This window comes from Seohaeicola zhoushanensis (assembly GCF_014656415.1).
GTDB classification, from domain to species: Bacteria; Pseudomonadota; Alphaproteobacteria; order Rhodobacterales; family Rhodobacteraceae; genus Seohaeicola_A; species Seohaeicola_A zhoushanensis.
Genome location: NZ_BNCJ01000023.1, coordinates 15,321 through 29,657 on the forward strand (window position 1 = coordinate 15,321; position 14,337 = coordinate 29,657).

At 67.5% G+C, this 14,337-nt stretch carries 13 protein-coding genes; all 13 read left to right on the plus strand.

The genetic code is table 11. The annotated features are described in order from the left end of the window. Positions 1-2 precede the first annotated feature (2 nt). The 13 genes from IE266_RS22755 (at position 3) to recN (ending at position 14,334) form a co-directional block, all read left to right on the plus strand. Positions 3-1,103, plus strand: a complete 1,101-nt coding sequence (locus IE266_RS22755; RefSeq protein WP_189682437.1) for a UDP-N-acetylglucosamine--N-acetylmuramyl-(pentapeptide) pyrophosphoryl-undecaprenol N-acetylglucosamine transferase — start codon at positions 3-5, stop codon at positions 1,101-1,103. A gap of 17 nt (positions 1,104-1,120) precedes the next feature. After that, a complete protein-coding gene (gene murC / locus IE266_RS22760; protein WP_189682438.1) occupies positions 1,121-2,524 on the plus strand; it encodes a UDP-N-acetylmuramate--L-alanine ligase in 1,404 nt (467 codons plus the stop codon). Next, on the plus strand, positions 2,524-3,747 hold the full coding sequence (locus tag IE266_RS22765) for an APC family permease (protein WP_229864406.1): 1,224 nt from the start codon (positions 2,524-2,526) through the stop codon (positions 3,745-3,747). The genes murC and IE266_RS22765 overlap by 1 nt, the downstream gene beginning before the upstream one ends. Next, positions 3,744-3,998: a DUF2484 family protein gene (locus IE266_RS22770; RefSeq protein ID WP_189682439.1), complete on the plus strand. Its 255-nt coding sequence runs from the start codon at positions 3,744-3,746 to the stop codon at positions 3,996-3,998. The genes IE266_RS22765 and IE266_RS22770 overlap by 4 nt, the downstream gene beginning before the upstream one ends. Beyond that, complete coding sequence (locus IE266_RS22775; RefSeq protein ID WP_189682440.1) at positions 3,995-4,255, plus strand: DUF2484 family protein; 261 nt, start codon at positions 3,995-3,997, stop codon at positions 4,253-4,255. Before IE266_RS22770 ends, IE266_RS22775 begins: the two co-directional genes overlap by 4 nt. Positions 4,256-4,304: 49 nt before the next feature. Further along, a complete protein-coding gene (murB, locus tag IE266_RS22780; protein WP_189682441.1) occupies positions 4,305-5,225 on the plus strand; it encodes a UDP-N-acetylmuramate dehydrogenase in 921 nt (306 codons plus the stop codon). A gap of 113 nt (positions 5,226-5,338) precedes the next feature. Continuing rightward, positions 5,339-6,259, plus strand: a complete 921-nt coding sequence (locus tag IE266_RS22785; protein WP_189682442.1) for a D-alanine--D-alanine ligase — start codon at positions 5,339-5,341, stop codon at positions 6,257-6,259. Between the two features lie 40 nt (positions 6,260-6,299). After that, a complete protein-coding gene (locus IE266_RS22790; RefSeq protein WP_229864408.1) occupies positions 6,300-7,163 on the plus strand; it encodes a cell division protein FtsQ/DivIB in 864 nt (287 codons plus the stop codon). A 32-nt stretch (positions 7,164-7,195) separates the two neighbouring features. After that, entirely contained in the window at positions 7,196-8,530 is a 1,335-nt protein-coding gene (gene ftsA / locus IE266_RS22795; protein ID WP_189682444.1) for a cell division protein FtsA, read from the plus strand. Positions 8,531-8,923: 393 nt separating this feature from the next. After that, a complete protein-coding gene (gene ftsZ / locus IE266_RS22800; protein WP_189682445.1) occupies positions 8,924-10,531 on the plus strand; it encodes a cell division protein FtsZ in 1,608 nt (535 codons plus the stop codon). Between the two features lie 215 nt (positions 10,532-10,746). Then, positions 10,747-11,667, plus strand: a complete 921-nt coding sequence (gene lpxC, locus IE266_RS22805) for a UDP-3-O-acyl-N-acetylglucosamine deacetylase (protein ID WP_189682446.1) — start codon at positions 10,747-10,749, stop codon at positions 11,665-11,667. 135 nt (positions 11,668-11,802) lie between these two features. Beyond that, positions 11,803-12,654, plus strand: a complete 852-nt coding sequence (locus IE266_RS22810; protein ID WP_189682447.1) for an outer membrane protein assembly factor BamD — start codon at positions 11,803-11,805, stop codon at positions 12,652-12,654. A 30-nt stretch (positions 12,655-12,684) separates the two neighbouring features. After that, the gene (recN, locus tag IE266_RS22815) at positions 12,685-14,334 is read left to right on the plus strand and encodes a DNA repair protein RecN (protein WP_189682448.1); all 1,650 of its coding nucleotides are present in this window, start codon (positions 12,685-12,687) and stop codon (positions 14,332-14,334) included. Positions 14,335-14,337: the final 3 nt, after the last annotated feature.

Here is a 14,337-nt window from a genome sequence, read left to right on the forward strand (position 1 = left end):
GCATGACCCAGCCCTTGCTCATCATCGCGGCAGGCGGTACCGGCGGGCACATGTTTCCGGCGCAGGCGCTGGCCGAGGCCATGCTGCGGCGCGGCTGGCGGGTGCGGCTGTCGACCGACGCGCGCGGGGCGCGCTATACCGGGGGCTTTCCGCATACCACCGAGATCGTCGAGGTGCAGAGCGCTACGTTCGCCCGTGGCGGCATCCTGTCCAAGCTGCTGGTCGGTCCGCGCGTGGCGATGGGTGTCTTGAGCAGCGCCTGGGCGATGTGGCGCGACCGGCCGGCGGCGGTGGTCGGCTTCGGCGGCTATCCGAGCATCCCGGCCCTTGGCGCGGCCTGGCTGCTGAAGCTGCCGCGCATGATCCATGAACAGAACGGCATCCTCGGCAAGGTGAACACGCTGTTCGCGCCGCGGGTTGCCTGTGTCGCCTGTGGCGTCTGGCCGACCGAGTTGCCCGAGGGCGCCCAGGGCATCCACACCGGCAACCCGGTGCGGCGCGCGGTGCTGGAGCGGGGCGGGGCGAGTTATATCGCGCCGGGCGATTACCCGATGTCGGTGCTGGTGATGGGTGGCAGCCAGGGCGCGCGGATCCTGTCGGACGTAGTGCCGGCGGCGATGGCGATGCTGCCCGAGGAGATCCGCCGTTACGTCCGGGTGCACCACCAGGCGCGCCCGGAAGATCACGACCGCGTCACCGCCTTCTATGCCGAACACGGGATCGAGGCCGAGGTGCAGCCCTTCTTCCAGGACGTGCCGCGGCGGATGGCCGAGGCGCAGCTGGTGATCTGCCGCGCCGGGGCTTCGTCGATTGCCGATCTTACCGTGATCGGGCGCCCGTCGATCCTTATTCCCTTCGCCGCCGCCGCCGGGGACCATCAGACCGCCAATGCGCGGGGCCTGGTCGAGGCGGGCGCGGCGATCCTGATCCCCGAGGGTATGCTGACCCCGGAAAGCCTGGCCGATCAGGCCGCGACGATCCTCGGCCACCCCGAGGGCGCACAGATGATGGCGCGGGCGGCCCTCTCGGCCGGAGCGCCCGACGCAACGGAACGTCTTGTCTCTCTGGTCGAGGAACTGGCCGGACGGACGGAGAACACATGATGGATGGAAGCCTTGCCATGAACGCCGCAACCAAACTCCCGCTCGACATCGGCCCGATCCACTTCGTCGGCATCGGCGGGATCGGCATGTCGGGGATCGCCGAGGTTCTGGTGAACCACGGCTATTCGGTGCAGGGCTCGGACCTGAAGGCGAGCAAGATCACCGACCGGCTGGAGAAGCTGGGCGCGCGGATCTTCGTGGGGCAGCAGGCGGAGAACCTGGAAGGGGCCGAGGTTGTCGTGATCTCCTCGGCGATCAAGCGTGGCAACCCGGAACTCGACGAGGCACGTCGGCGCGGGCTGCCTGTGGTGCGCCGGGCAGAGATGCTGGCCGAGCTGATGCGGCTGAAGTCGAACGTCGCCATTGCCGGGACGCATGGCAAGACCACCACCACCACGATGGTGGCGACGCTGCTCGACGCGGGCAACTTCGATCCGACAGTGGTGAATGGCGGGATCATCCACGCCTATGGCTCGAACGCACGCATGGGGCAGGGCGAGTGGATGGTGGTCGAGGCCGATGAGAGCGACGGCACCTTCAACCGGCTGCCGGCAACCATCGCCATCGTCACCAACATCGACCCCGAGCACATGGAGCACTGGCACAGCATCGAGAACCTGCGTGACGGCTTCTACCAGTTCGTCTCGAACATCCCGTTCTACGGGCTGGCGGTCTGCTGCACCGATCACCCCGAGGTGCAGGCCCTGGTCGGCCGGATCACCGACCGCCGGGTGCGCACCTTCGGGTTCAACGCGCAGGCCGACGTGCGGGCGATCAACCTGACCTATGAAAACGGCGTGGCGCATTTCGACATCGCGCTGCAGAGCGAGGACATGGTGATCGAGGGCTGCACCCTGCCGATGCCGGGCGATCACAACGTCTCGAACGCGCTGGCGGCGGTGGCCGTGGCGCGCCATCTCGGGATGAAGGGCGAGGAGATCCGCAAGGCGCTGGCCTCATTCGGCGGGGTCAACCGCCGCTTTACCAAGGTGGGCGAGGTCAATGGCGTCACCATCATCGACGACTACGGCCACCACCCGGTCGAGATCGCGGCGGTGCTCAAGGCAGCGCGGCAGGCGACCAAGGGGCGGGTGATCGCGGTGCACCAGCCGCACCGCTATACCCGCCTGTCGAGCCTGTTCGAGGACTTCTGCAACTGCTTCAACGAGGCCGACGTGGTGGCCATCGCCGAGGTCTATGCTGCCGGCGAGGATCCGATCCCCGGCGCGAGCCGCGATGATCTGGTGGCGGGCCTGATCCGGCACGGGCACCGCCACGCGCGGGCGATCCTGAGCGAGGATGACCTCGAACGGCTGGTCCGGGAACAGGCGCGGCCGGGCGACATGGTGGTCTGCCTCGGGGCGGGCACGATCAGCGCCTGGGCCAATGGCCTGCCCGAGCGGCTGGGCAAGGTTCTCTGATGGCGATGCCGATGGCCCTTGGCGGTGGCGGAGGTGCGCCACTCAAGCGGCGCATCGGCACCGTCCTGCTGACGGCCTACGGCGTCGGGATCATGGTTGGCGCCGGCATCTACGTGCTGACCGGCGCGGCGGCGGGGGCCGCCGGCATGTGGGCGCCGCTGGCCTTCGTGCTGGCAGGGCTGGTGGCGATCCCCTCGGCGTTGTCCTTCGCCGAGCTTTCGGCGCGCATTCCCGAGGCGGCGGGTGACTCTTCCTATGTCGAGGTCGGTCTCGGCCTGCATTGGCTGGCGCTGGTCGTCGGCGCGATCAACGTCGTGGCTGGAACGGTTGCGGCGGCGGCGGTGCTGCGCGGCGGGGTCGGTTACCTGGTGTCGATTGCCGATATTCCCTTCGACTGGGCCGTGATCGGCCTGGGCCTAGCGCTGACCGGCGTGGCGCTGGTCGGCGTGCTCGAGAGCCTCGCCTTCGCGGCGGTGCTGACGCTGGTCGAGGTGAGCGGCCTTGCGCTGGTGATCTTTGCCGGTTTCACGGCCGCGCCGGTGGCGGACTGGTCGATGCCGCTGCCCGAGATCGAAGGACCGGGGCTTGCCGCCGCGACGATATTCGCCTTCTTCGCCTTCATCGGCTTTGACGATATGGTGAACATGGCCGAGGAAACGCACGATCCGCAGCGCAACATGCCGCGCGCGATCCTGCTGGCGCTGGCGATCACCGCGCTGCTCTACACGCTTGTATCGCTCGCGGCGGTGCGCGCCGTCCCGCGCGAGGTGCTGGCCGGATCCGAGCGGCCGCTGGCGCTCGTCTGGGAAAGCGGCATGGGCAGCAGCGCGGTGTTCCTATCGGCCATCGCGGTCGCTGCCGCGCTGAACGGGGTGCTGGCGCAGATCGTCATGGCCTCGCGCGTGCTGTTCGGACTGTCGCGGCGTTCGCCGATGCTGGCGGTCTTCGGACATGCCTCGAAGCGCTTCGGAACGCCGATGGTGGGGACGCTGGTGGTTGGCGCTGCAGTGATTGCCTCGGCCTTCACCCTGCCGGTGGCGACGCTGGCCGAGGTGACTACGCTGGCCCTGCTGATCGTCTTTGCGGTGGTCAATGCGGCGCTGATCGGGGTCAAGCGAAAGGCGCCCGACTTTCCCTTCCGCACGCCCGGATGGATGCCCTGGCTGGGCGTGATCGCCTGCCTTGCGACCTTCGTTGCCTCCTTCGCCGGAGGGCTGGCATGAGCGCCCCCGTCATCGCCGCCGCCCTCTGGGCGCTGGCCGCCACCGCGACGGCCTTTCTGCCGATGCGGCTGCAATATGTTCCCGGCGTCGCGCTGCTGGTGCTGGCGCCGGTGCTGATCGTCTGGATCTGGATGGTGCATGGCTGGATTGCCGGCCTGCTCGCGCTTGCGGCCTTCGTGTCGATGTTCCGAAATCCCCTGCGTTATTTCTGGAGGAAATGGCGCGGCCTCGAGGTGGATGTGCCGAAATGAACCTGTCCATCGCCCTTGCCGCGCTCTGGGGGCTTGCCGCGAACGTCATCGCCCTGCTGCCCAGCCGCGACTATCACTGGCGCGCGGCCTACGTGCTCATCGCGGTGGGGATCCCGATCCTCGGCTACGTGACCTGGCAGAACGGACCATGGGTGGGACTGATCGTGCTGGTGGCGGGCATGAGCGTGCTGCGCTGGCCGGTGATCTACTTCGGGCGCTGGGTGAAGCGCCGGGCGCGGCGCAGCCCGGGCGAATAGGGCCATCTTGCCGCTTGCAGGGCTGGCCTTGCCCGATTAGCTCTGCCGCATGAGCTTTGATCTTCCGCCCGTGCGGGGCACTCTCACCGCGAACCGGCCGCTGGCCGACCTCACCTGGCTGCGCGTGGGCGGGCCGGCCGACTGGCTGTTTCAGCCGGCGGACGAAGCCGACCTGGCGCAGTTCCTCAAGGCACTGGATCCCGGCGTGAAGGTCTTCCCGATGGGGGTCGGGTCGAACCTGATCGTGCGGGATGGCGGGCTGCGGGCGGTGGTGATCCGGCTGGGGCGGGGCTTCAACCAGATCGAGGTTGCGGGGGATACCGTCACCGCGGGCACCGCCGCGCTGGATTCGCATGTGGCGCGCAAGGCGGCGGATGCGGGTCTCGATCTGACCTTCCTGCGCACCATTCCCGGCAGCATCGGCGGCGCGGTGCGGATGAACGCGGGCTGCTATGGGCATTATGTCGCCGATGTGCTGGTCTCGGCGCGCGCGATTACGCGCAAGGGCGAGGTGGTCACGCTGACGCCCGCCGACCTCGACCTGCGCTACCGCCAGTCGCGCCTGCCCGAGGGCTGGGTGCTGACCCAGGCGACTTTCCGCGGCCTGAAAGGCGCGCCGCATGACCTGCACGAGCGGATGGACGAACAGATCGCCAGGCGCGACGCGAGCCAGCCCACCAAGGAACGCAGCGCGGGCTCGACCTTCCGCAACCCGGCAGGGTTCTCGTCGACCGGTCGGGCAGACGATACCCACGAGCTGAAGGCCTGGAAGGTGATCGACGATGCGGGCATGCGCGGCGCGAAGCGCGGCGGGGCACAGATGAGCCCCAAGCACTCGAATTTCCTGATCAACGCGGGTGGCGCAACGGCCGCCGATCTCGAAGGCCTGGGCGAGCAAGTGCGAAAAAAGGTTTACGAGTCCAGCGGGATAAAGCTAGAATGGGAAATCATGCGGGTCGGTGATCCGTAGGAATACTCCACCCAGGACCGGACCCGATACAGGCAATAAAAACGGGCCATCCAGAGGGATAACAAGAACGGGCCGCAGGCATCGCAGGTCCGGATATTTTGGGGCAGAGAGATTTGGGACAGTCGAGCGGGACAGTCCGGCGCGTGGCGGTATTGATGGGCGGGTTCTCGGCGGAACGCGAAGTTTCGCTGTCGACCGGGCGCGGTTGCGCCGATGCGCTGCGGGGCGAGGGATACGAGGTGATCGAGGTCGACGCCGGCCCCGATCTGGCCGAGCGGCTGACCGAATTGCGCCCCGATGCCGTCTTCAACGCGCTGCATGGCCGCTGGGGCGAGGACGGTTGCGTCCAGGGAATGCTGGAATGGCTCAAGATCCCCTACACGCATTCCGGCGTGCTGGCCTCGGCGCTGGCGATGGACAAGCAGCGCAGCAAGGCGGCCTATGAATCCGCCGGCCTGCCGGTTGCGCCCTCGCTGATCCGTCCCAAGGCCGAGGTGATGGCTGGGCACGTCATGCAGCCGCCCTATGTGGTCAAGCCGAACAACGAGGGCTCGTCGGTCGGGATCTACCTGGTGCACGAGGACGCCAACGGTCCGCCGCAACTGAGCGAGGCGATGCCGGCGAACGTGCTGGTCGAGGCCTATGTGCCGGGGCGCGAGCTGACGGTGACGGTTCTGGGCAACCGCGCACTGACGGTGACCGACATCATCACCGACGGCTGGTACGACTACGACGCCAAATACAAGCCGGGCGGGTCGCGCCACGTGGTGCCGGCCGAGATCCCGGACGAGATCTTCGACCTCTGCCTCGACTATGCCCTGCACGCTCATACTGCTCTCGGGTGCCGGGGGATCAGCCGCACCGATATCCGCTGGGACGGGAGCCGGGGCGCAAAGGGACTGTTCCTGCTCGAGACCAACACGCAGCCCGGCATGACGCCGACCTCATTGACGCCCGAGCAGGCGGCGGCCGAGGGGATCACCTTCGGGCAGCTCTGCGCCATGCTGGTGGAGGATGCCTCGTGCGACCGCTGAGCCTGGGCATGACCTTTGCCGCCGCCGCAGGGTGGCTGGCATGAGAGTGGCCCGCCACGACCCCGCGCCCTCGCGCTTCAGCTATCGCGTGCAGCGCTGGATGCTGACGCCCGGCATCCGCCTGGCGCTGCGCGCCGGGGTGCCGTTCCTGCTCGTCTTCTCGATGGGCAGCGCCTACATGGCCAAGGAAGAGCGCCGCATCGCCCTTCGCGACTGGGTCTCGGACATTCGCACCGGCATCGAGGAACGCCCCGAGTTCATGGTCTCGCTGATGGCGATCGACGGCGCCGGCACCGGCCTGTCCGAGGATATCCGCGAGGTCCTGCCGATCGACTTTCCGGTGTCGAGCTTCGAGCTGAACATCGAGGAGATCCGCCAGACGGTTGCCGGGCTGGACCCGGTGAAATCGGCCAGCGTGCGGATACGTCCGGGTGGCATCCTGCAGATCGACGTGATCGAACGCCAGCCGGCGGTGATCTGGCGGACGGCGGAGGGGCTGTCGCTGCTGGACGAGACCGGTATCCACATCGCCGAAGTCGCCTCGCGTGCGGATTACCGCGACCTGCCGCTGATCGCGGGCGAGGGGGCGGACCGGAAAGTGGCCGAGGCGCTGGAGCTGATCGCCGCGGCGGCGCCGCTGGGCGCGCGGATGCGCGGGCTGGTGCGCGTGGGCGAGCGGCGCTGGGACCTCGTGCTCGACCGCGACCAGCGGATCCTGCTGCCGACCGAGCAGCCGGTGCTGGCGCTGGAACGGGTGATCGCGCTGGACCAGGCGCAGGACATGCTGGGCCGCGACGTCAGGACCGTGGACATGCGCCTCGAAGAGCGGCCCACGGTGAAGATGAGCACCGAGGCGGTTCAGGCCTGGTGGCAGACACGCGCTCTTGGCGTGGTGAGAAACTAAAAAAAGCAAGAAGAAGAAACGGGCGGTAAACGATGACGGATCTCTACCAGTCGCAACGGGCCATGCGGCAGATGCGCCAGCAGGCGCTGCAACGCGGGGTGATTGCAATTCTCGACGTGGGTTCGTCGAAGATTGCCTGCCTCGTGCTGCGTTTTGACGGCAGCACCCGGCTGAGCGACGACAATTCGATCGGCGCTCTGGCGGGGCAGTCGGGCTTTCGCGTGGTGGGCGCGGCGACGACGCGGTCGCGCGGGGTGCACTTCGGCGAGATCACCGCGATGGGCGAGACCGAGCGGGCGATCCGCACCGCGCTCCAGCAGGCGCAGAAGATGGCCGAGGTGCGTGTCGACCACGTGATCGCCTGCTTCTCGGGCGCCAGCCCGCGCAGCTACGGGCTGGATGCACGGGTCGAGCTGGAAGGCCAGGTCGTGACCGAGAACGAGGTGGCTCGGGTTCTGGCCGCCTGCGAAGTGCCGGAATACGGCAACGGGCGCGAGGTGTTGCACGCGCAGCCGGTGAACTTTGCGCTGGACCACCGCTCGGGGCTGGCCGATCCGCGCGGGCAGCTGGGGCAGAGCCTTGCCGTCGACATGCATATGCTCACGGTGGATTCTGATGCGATTGCCAACCTCGTGCATTGCATCAAGCGCTGCGACCTCGAACTGGCAGGCATCGCGAACTCGGCCTATGTGTCGGGGATCTCGTCGCTGGTCGAGGACGAGCAGGAGCTGGGCGCCGCCTGCGTCGACATGGGCGGTGGTACAACTTCGGTCTCCATCTTCATGAAAAAGCACATGATCTTTGCCGATTGCGTCGGCATGGGCGGGGATCACGTGACGCAGGACATCTCCATGGGCCTCGCCATTCCGATGGCCAATGCCGAGCGTCTGAAGACCATTCACGGCGGCGTGCAGGCCACCGGCATGGACGACCGCGAGCTGATCGAGATCGGCGGCGACACCGGCGACTACGAACATGACCGCCGCCGCGTCAGCCGCGCCGAGCTGATCGGGATCATGCGGCCCCGCGTCGAGGAGATCCTGGAGGAGGTGCGTGCCCGTCTTGACGCCGCGGGCTTCGATCACCTTCCGAGCCAGCAGATCGTGCTGACTGGCGGTGGCAGCCAGACGCCGGGTCTCGACGGGCTGGCGAGCCGGATCCTGGGCCAGCAAGTGCGCCTGGGGCGGCCGCTGCGCGTGCACGGGCTGCCGCAGTCGGCGACCGGGCCGGGGTTCGCCTCGGCGGTTGGTCTCAGCCTTTTCGCCGCGCATCCGCAGGACGAATGGTGGGATTTCGAAATTCCGGTCGACCGCTATCCGGCGCGTTCGCTCAAGCGCGCGGTGAAATGGTTCCGCGACAATTGGTGAGGTAAAGGGGCGCCCGATTCCACCGCCGAGGGAATCGGGTGACGCCGCTGTAGGGGTCTGTTAGACTTATCCACAAGGCCCGAGAGAGGCCCGGCAGCTGAACGAGCAGTTGTCCGCACAATCTGAGGTTGAAACGCGCCGCGCATTGTGGAGATTCGCCGCTCCCGTTGTCGTGCGTGCCTTCTATTGTATCCCCCTTATCTACAACCCCAATATCTCGAGTCGTGAGCAAAATACCGCCATCGTGGCGGCTGCTGACTCCACATTTTGTGGAGAACTCCTGTTTTTCGGGTGACGGCGACGGGCCGTCGCGGTATTAATAACTTTGATGGCGGAGCCGTCCGGCAGAGGCGGCGACTGGACGAATACGATCAGCGACAGGCGGAAAAAGTTATGACATTGAATCTATCCATGCCGGGGCATGAAGACCTGCGGCCGCGTATCACGGTTTTCGGCGTTGGTGGCGCCGGCGGTAACGCCGTCAACAACATGATCGAGAAGAAGCTGGACGGTGTCGAGTTCGTGGTGGCAAACACCGACGCTCAGGCCCTGGCGCAGAGCGCGGCCAGCAGCCGCATCCAGATGGGTGTGAAGGTGACCGAGGGCCTGGGTGCAGGTGCCCGTGCCGCCGTGGGCGCCGCCGCCGCCGAGGAAAGCATCGAGGAGATCGTCGATCACCTCGCCGGGGCGCACATGTGCTTCATCACCGCCGGCATGGGCGGCGGCACCGGCACCGGGGCCGCACCGATCATCGCGCAGGCCGCGCGTGAACTGGGCGTGCTCACCGTCGGCGTCGTCACCAAGCCGTTCCAGTTCGAAGGCGCCAAGCGGATGCGCCAGGCCGAGGAGGGCGTCGAGGCGCTCCAGAAGGTCGTCGACACGCTGATCATCATTCCGAACCAGAACCTGTTCCGCATCGCCAACGAGAAGACCACCTTCACCGAAGCCTTCTCGATGGCCGATGACGTGCTCTACCAGGGCGTCAAGGGCGTGACCGACCTGATGGTGCGTCCGGGCCTCATCAACCTCGACTTCGCCGACGTGCGTTCGGTGATGGACGAGATGGGCAAGGCGATGATGGGCACCGGCGAGGCCGAGGGCGACAACCGCGCCATCGAAGCCGCCGAGAAGGCCATCGCGAACCCGCTGCTCGACGAGATCAGCCTGCGCGGCGCCAAGGGTGTTCTCATCAACATCACCGGCAGCCACGACCTGACCCTCTTCGAACTCGACGAAGCGGCCAACCGCATCCGCGAGGAAGTGGACCCGGACGCCAATATCATCGTCGGTTCGACGCTGGACCCGGACATGCAGGGCATGATGCGCGTGAGCGTCGTCGCCACCGGCATCGATGCGAACACCAACGTCGAAGACGTGCCGCTGCCGCGCCGTCCGATGTCGCAGCCGCTGAGCAAGCCGGTCGTGCTGGAAACCCCGGTTGCCGCGGCGCCGGCCCCGGTGCGGACCCCGGAACCGGTTCAGGCGGTGGCAGCACGCGCCGAGCCCGAGCCGAGCCTCTTCGACAGCATGGGTGCAGAAGACGAGGGTGCGGACGCGGTTGTCGACGAGGACGACGGCCTGCCGGCTCCGGCCTACCGCCCCAGCGTCCCGAGCTTCCAGCCGCACAGCGACTATGAGGAAGATGAGCCTGCCGCCGCCTTCGTGGCACCGCGCGCCCCGGCGCCGGGCACGCCGTCGCCCGAGGCGCTGGCACGGCTTCAGGCTGCAGCGCAGCGCCATCCCGGCGGGATCGGCCAGAACCGCGCCGCACCGGCTGCGCCGGCCGCTCCGGCAGCCGATCGCAAGGGCGGTTTCGGGTTCAACTCGCTCATCAACCGGATGACCGGCCATGCCGCCGATACCCCGGCCGAGCGCCCGACGCAGGCCCGCCCGCAGCCCCAGCTGCGCCAGACGGACGCCTCGGCACGGCCCGCACGCGAGCCGGAAGCTGGCCAGGATCGGATCGAAATTCCGGCCTTCCTGCGCCGCCAGGCGAACTGATCCGGTAACATAAACGAAAATAAAGGCCACCGGAAGGTGGCCTTTTTCTTTTTTAAATCATGTTCTTAGATGCTCGAAGGCGCCGTTTTGCCGATTTGTTACAGTGATGTTTCATTCCGTTGCAATCTTTGAGTTGAGCCTTTCCAATGGCTTGATTAACTCCCCAAGCAATCCCGCCCCGTATTGGGGCAGCGAAACTCGACTTGGGGCTTACCTTGCAGAATACGCTGAAATCACCCGTGGTTTTCGAAGGCGTCGGCCTGCACACCGGCGCGCCGGTGCGAATGGTTCTGCGGCCCGCAGCCGCCGGTCAGGGCATCTGGTTCCGCCGCACCGACATCGAACTGGGCAACACGCTGATCCCCGCCGTCTGGGACGTGGTCGAGCGCAGCCCGCTCAACACCCGGCTGGTCAACTCGGCCGGTCTCTCGGTCTCCACCGTCGAACACGTGATGGCCGCGCTGGCCGGTTGTGGCGTGCACAACGCGCTGATCGAAATCGACGGCCCGGAAGTGCCGATCCTTGACGGCTCCTCGGCGCCCTTCGTGCGTGGCATCATGGCGCGCGGTCTGCGCCGCCTGGCGGCACCCGTGCTCGCCTATCAGATCGCCAAGACGGTCAGTGTCGAAAAGGACGGGGCCCGCGCCACGCTGAAGCCGGCCGACCGCCTCATCATCGAGTTTCACATCGACTTCGCCGATGCAGCCATCGGGCAGCAGAGCAAGACGCTCGACATGCGCAACGGCAGCTTTGCCCGCGAGCTTTGCGACAGCCGCACCTTCTGCCGCCAAGCGGATGTCGATGCGATGCACCGCAACGGGCTGGCCCTGGGCGGCACGCTGAGCAATGCCGTTGTCGTCGACGGCGACGCGGTGCTGAGCCCCGGCGGCTTCCGCCACCCCGACGAGGCGGTGCGCCACAAGATGCTCGACGCGCTCGGCGACCTTTCGCTGGCCGGCGGGCCGCTGCTTGGCCACTACATCGGCGAGCGTGCGGGCCATTCGCTGACCAACACGCTGCTGCGCGAAGTCTTCGCAACCCCCGGCGCGGTACGCCCCGTGCTTTGTGACGAGGCCATGACAGAGCGTCTTCCGGGGCAGGGACTTGTGCTTTCCGAGATCCCCAAGGTCGCCTAAAGGCCCGGAATCGCCTGTTGCCGCTTGCCTCTACCCCAAGGTTGCCCGTAAGACATTCAGCAAAGAGACTGGCCGTGACAGCCTCTCCTTGTAGAGGTTTGGGGGAGGCTTCGGCGGTGACAAGGGTGACTATGGATGTTTGGCGGCATGGCGCGGTTTAAACTGATCGGAGCCGCTCTGCTCGTGAGCGCGGCCGCTGCCTGCAGTGGCGGGTTGAGTGCGCCTTCGGATCGGACCGAGTCGCTCGAGGCCTATACGCCCGACCAGATCTATGAACGCGGCGAGTTCGAACTCGCCCGGAAGAGGTCCGGTGACGCGGCCTTCTACTTCTCCGAGGTCGAACGGCTCTATCCCTATTCGTCCTGGGCCAAGCGCGCGCTGATCATGCAGGCCTATTCGTTCCACCAGAAGCGCGACTATCCCGAAAGCCGGGCGGCCGCGCAGCGGTACATCGACTTCTACCCGGCAGACGAGGACGCGGCCTATGCGCAGTATCTGCTGGCGCTGTCCTACTACGACCAGATCGACGAGGTCGGCCGCGACCAGGGCCTGACCTTCCAGGCACTTCAGGCGCTGCGGGTGGTGATCGAACAATATCCCGACAGCGAATACGCGACTTCGGCGATCCTGAAGTTCGACCTCGCCTTCGATCACCTCGCCAGCAAGGAAATGGAGATCGGTCGCTATTACCTGCGGCATGGTCACTATGCTTCGGCGATCAACCGGTTCCGCGTGGTGGTGGAAGAGTTCCAGACCACCAGCCAGACGCCCGAGGCGCTGCACCGGCTGGTCGAGGCCTATCTTTCGCTGGGCCTGACGGACGAGGCGCAAACCGCCGGGGCGATCCTGGGGCACAACTTCCAGTCCACCGACTGGTATCAGGACAGCTACAAGCTGCTGACCAGCCGGGGGCTCAAGATGAAGTCCCGCGGCGACAACTGGCTGGCCCAGATCTATCGGCAGTCGCTGAAAGGGAAGTGGCTCTGATCGTGCCGCTGCGCACGGAAGGCGGGACAGATGCTGCGCGCGCTTGAAATCCGCGACATGCTGATCATCGACCGGCTGGACATCGCCTTTCAGCCCGGCCTGAACGTGCTGACCGGCGAGACCGGTGCGGGCAAGTCCATTCTCCTCGATTCGCTGGGGTTCGTGCTGGGCTGGCGCGGGCGCGCCGATCTCGTGCGCCAGGGCGCGGCGCAGGGCGAGGTTACGGCGGTGTTCGAGATCGGCCCGGACCATCCGGCGCAGGCGGTGCTGGCCGAGGCGGGCATGGGCGAGGCCGAGGAGTTGATCCTTCGGCGGGTGAATACCTTGGACGGGCGCAAGACCGCTTATGTCAACGACCGCCGCGCCTCGGGCGAGGTGCTGCGGGCGCTGTCGGACACGCTGGTCGAACTGCATGGCCAGCAGGACGACCGCGGCCTGCTGAACCCGCGCGGCCACCGCGAGATGCTCGACGCCTATGGCGCGCTGGAGGCCGAGCGGGCGGCGGTGCGTGGGGCTTGGCGCGCGGTCGGGGCGGCACGGGCCGCTGTGACGGCGACCGAGGAAACCCTGGAGAAGGTCCGCGTCGAAGAGGAATTCCTGCGCCATTCGGTGAAGGAGCTGGACAAGCTCGCGCCCGAGCCGGGCGAGGAGGCGACGCTCGACACCCGCCGCCGCGCGATGCAGGCGGCCGAGCGGATCCGTGGTGATATCGCGCGGGCCTACGAACTGATGGGCACCGATGCGGGCGAGGGCGCGCTGGGAGACGCGCTGCGCTGGCTCGACGGGGTTGCCGACAAGGCCGAGGGGATGCTCGACGAACCGATTGCCGCGCTGAACCGGGCGATGATCGAGTTGGGCGAGGCGCAGTCCGGGGTGGAGCGCGCGCTCGACAGTATGAGTTTTGACACCGGCGAGCTGGAGACCACCGAAGAGCGGCTCTTCGCCATCCGTGGGTTGGCGCGCAAGCATGGCGTTGCGCCCGACGACCTGGCCGGCCACGCCGATGCGCTGCGCACCCGCCTTGCGGCGCTGGACGCCGGCGATGCCGACCTCGGGCGGCAGCGGGCCGAGCTGAAGGCCGCCGAGGCGGCCTATGATGCGGCCGCCAAGGCGCTGAGCGAGGCGCGGCGCAAGGCGGCTAAGGCGCTGGACAAGTCGGTCATGGCCGAACTGGCCCCGCTGAAGATGGAGCGTGCGGTCTTCGCCACCGAGATCACCGAGGGCGAGGCCGGGCCCGACGGGCGCGACGTGGTGCAGTTCACCGTGGCGACCAACCCCGGCGCGCCCTCTGGGCCGCTGAATCGAATTGCCTCGGGCGGCGAACTGAGCCGGTTCCTGCTGGCGCTCAAGGTCTGCCTGACCGGACCCGACAGTGGCCGCACCATGATCTTCGACGAGATCGACCGCGGCGTCGGCGGGGCCACTGCAGATGCGGTGGGTCGCAGGCTCGAACAGCTGGCCGCCGGCGGGCAGGTGCTGGTCGTCACCCATTCGCCGCAGGTGGCGGCGCGCGGGGCGCATCACTGGCGGGTGGCCAAGAACGTGAAGGGCGGGGTGACTCTGTCGAGCGTGGTTCCCGTGGCCGAGGAGGGCCGCGTGGACGAAATCGCCCGGATGCTGGCGGGCGACACCATCACGGACGCCGCCCGCGCCGCCGCACAGGCTCTGCTGGACGGATGAGGG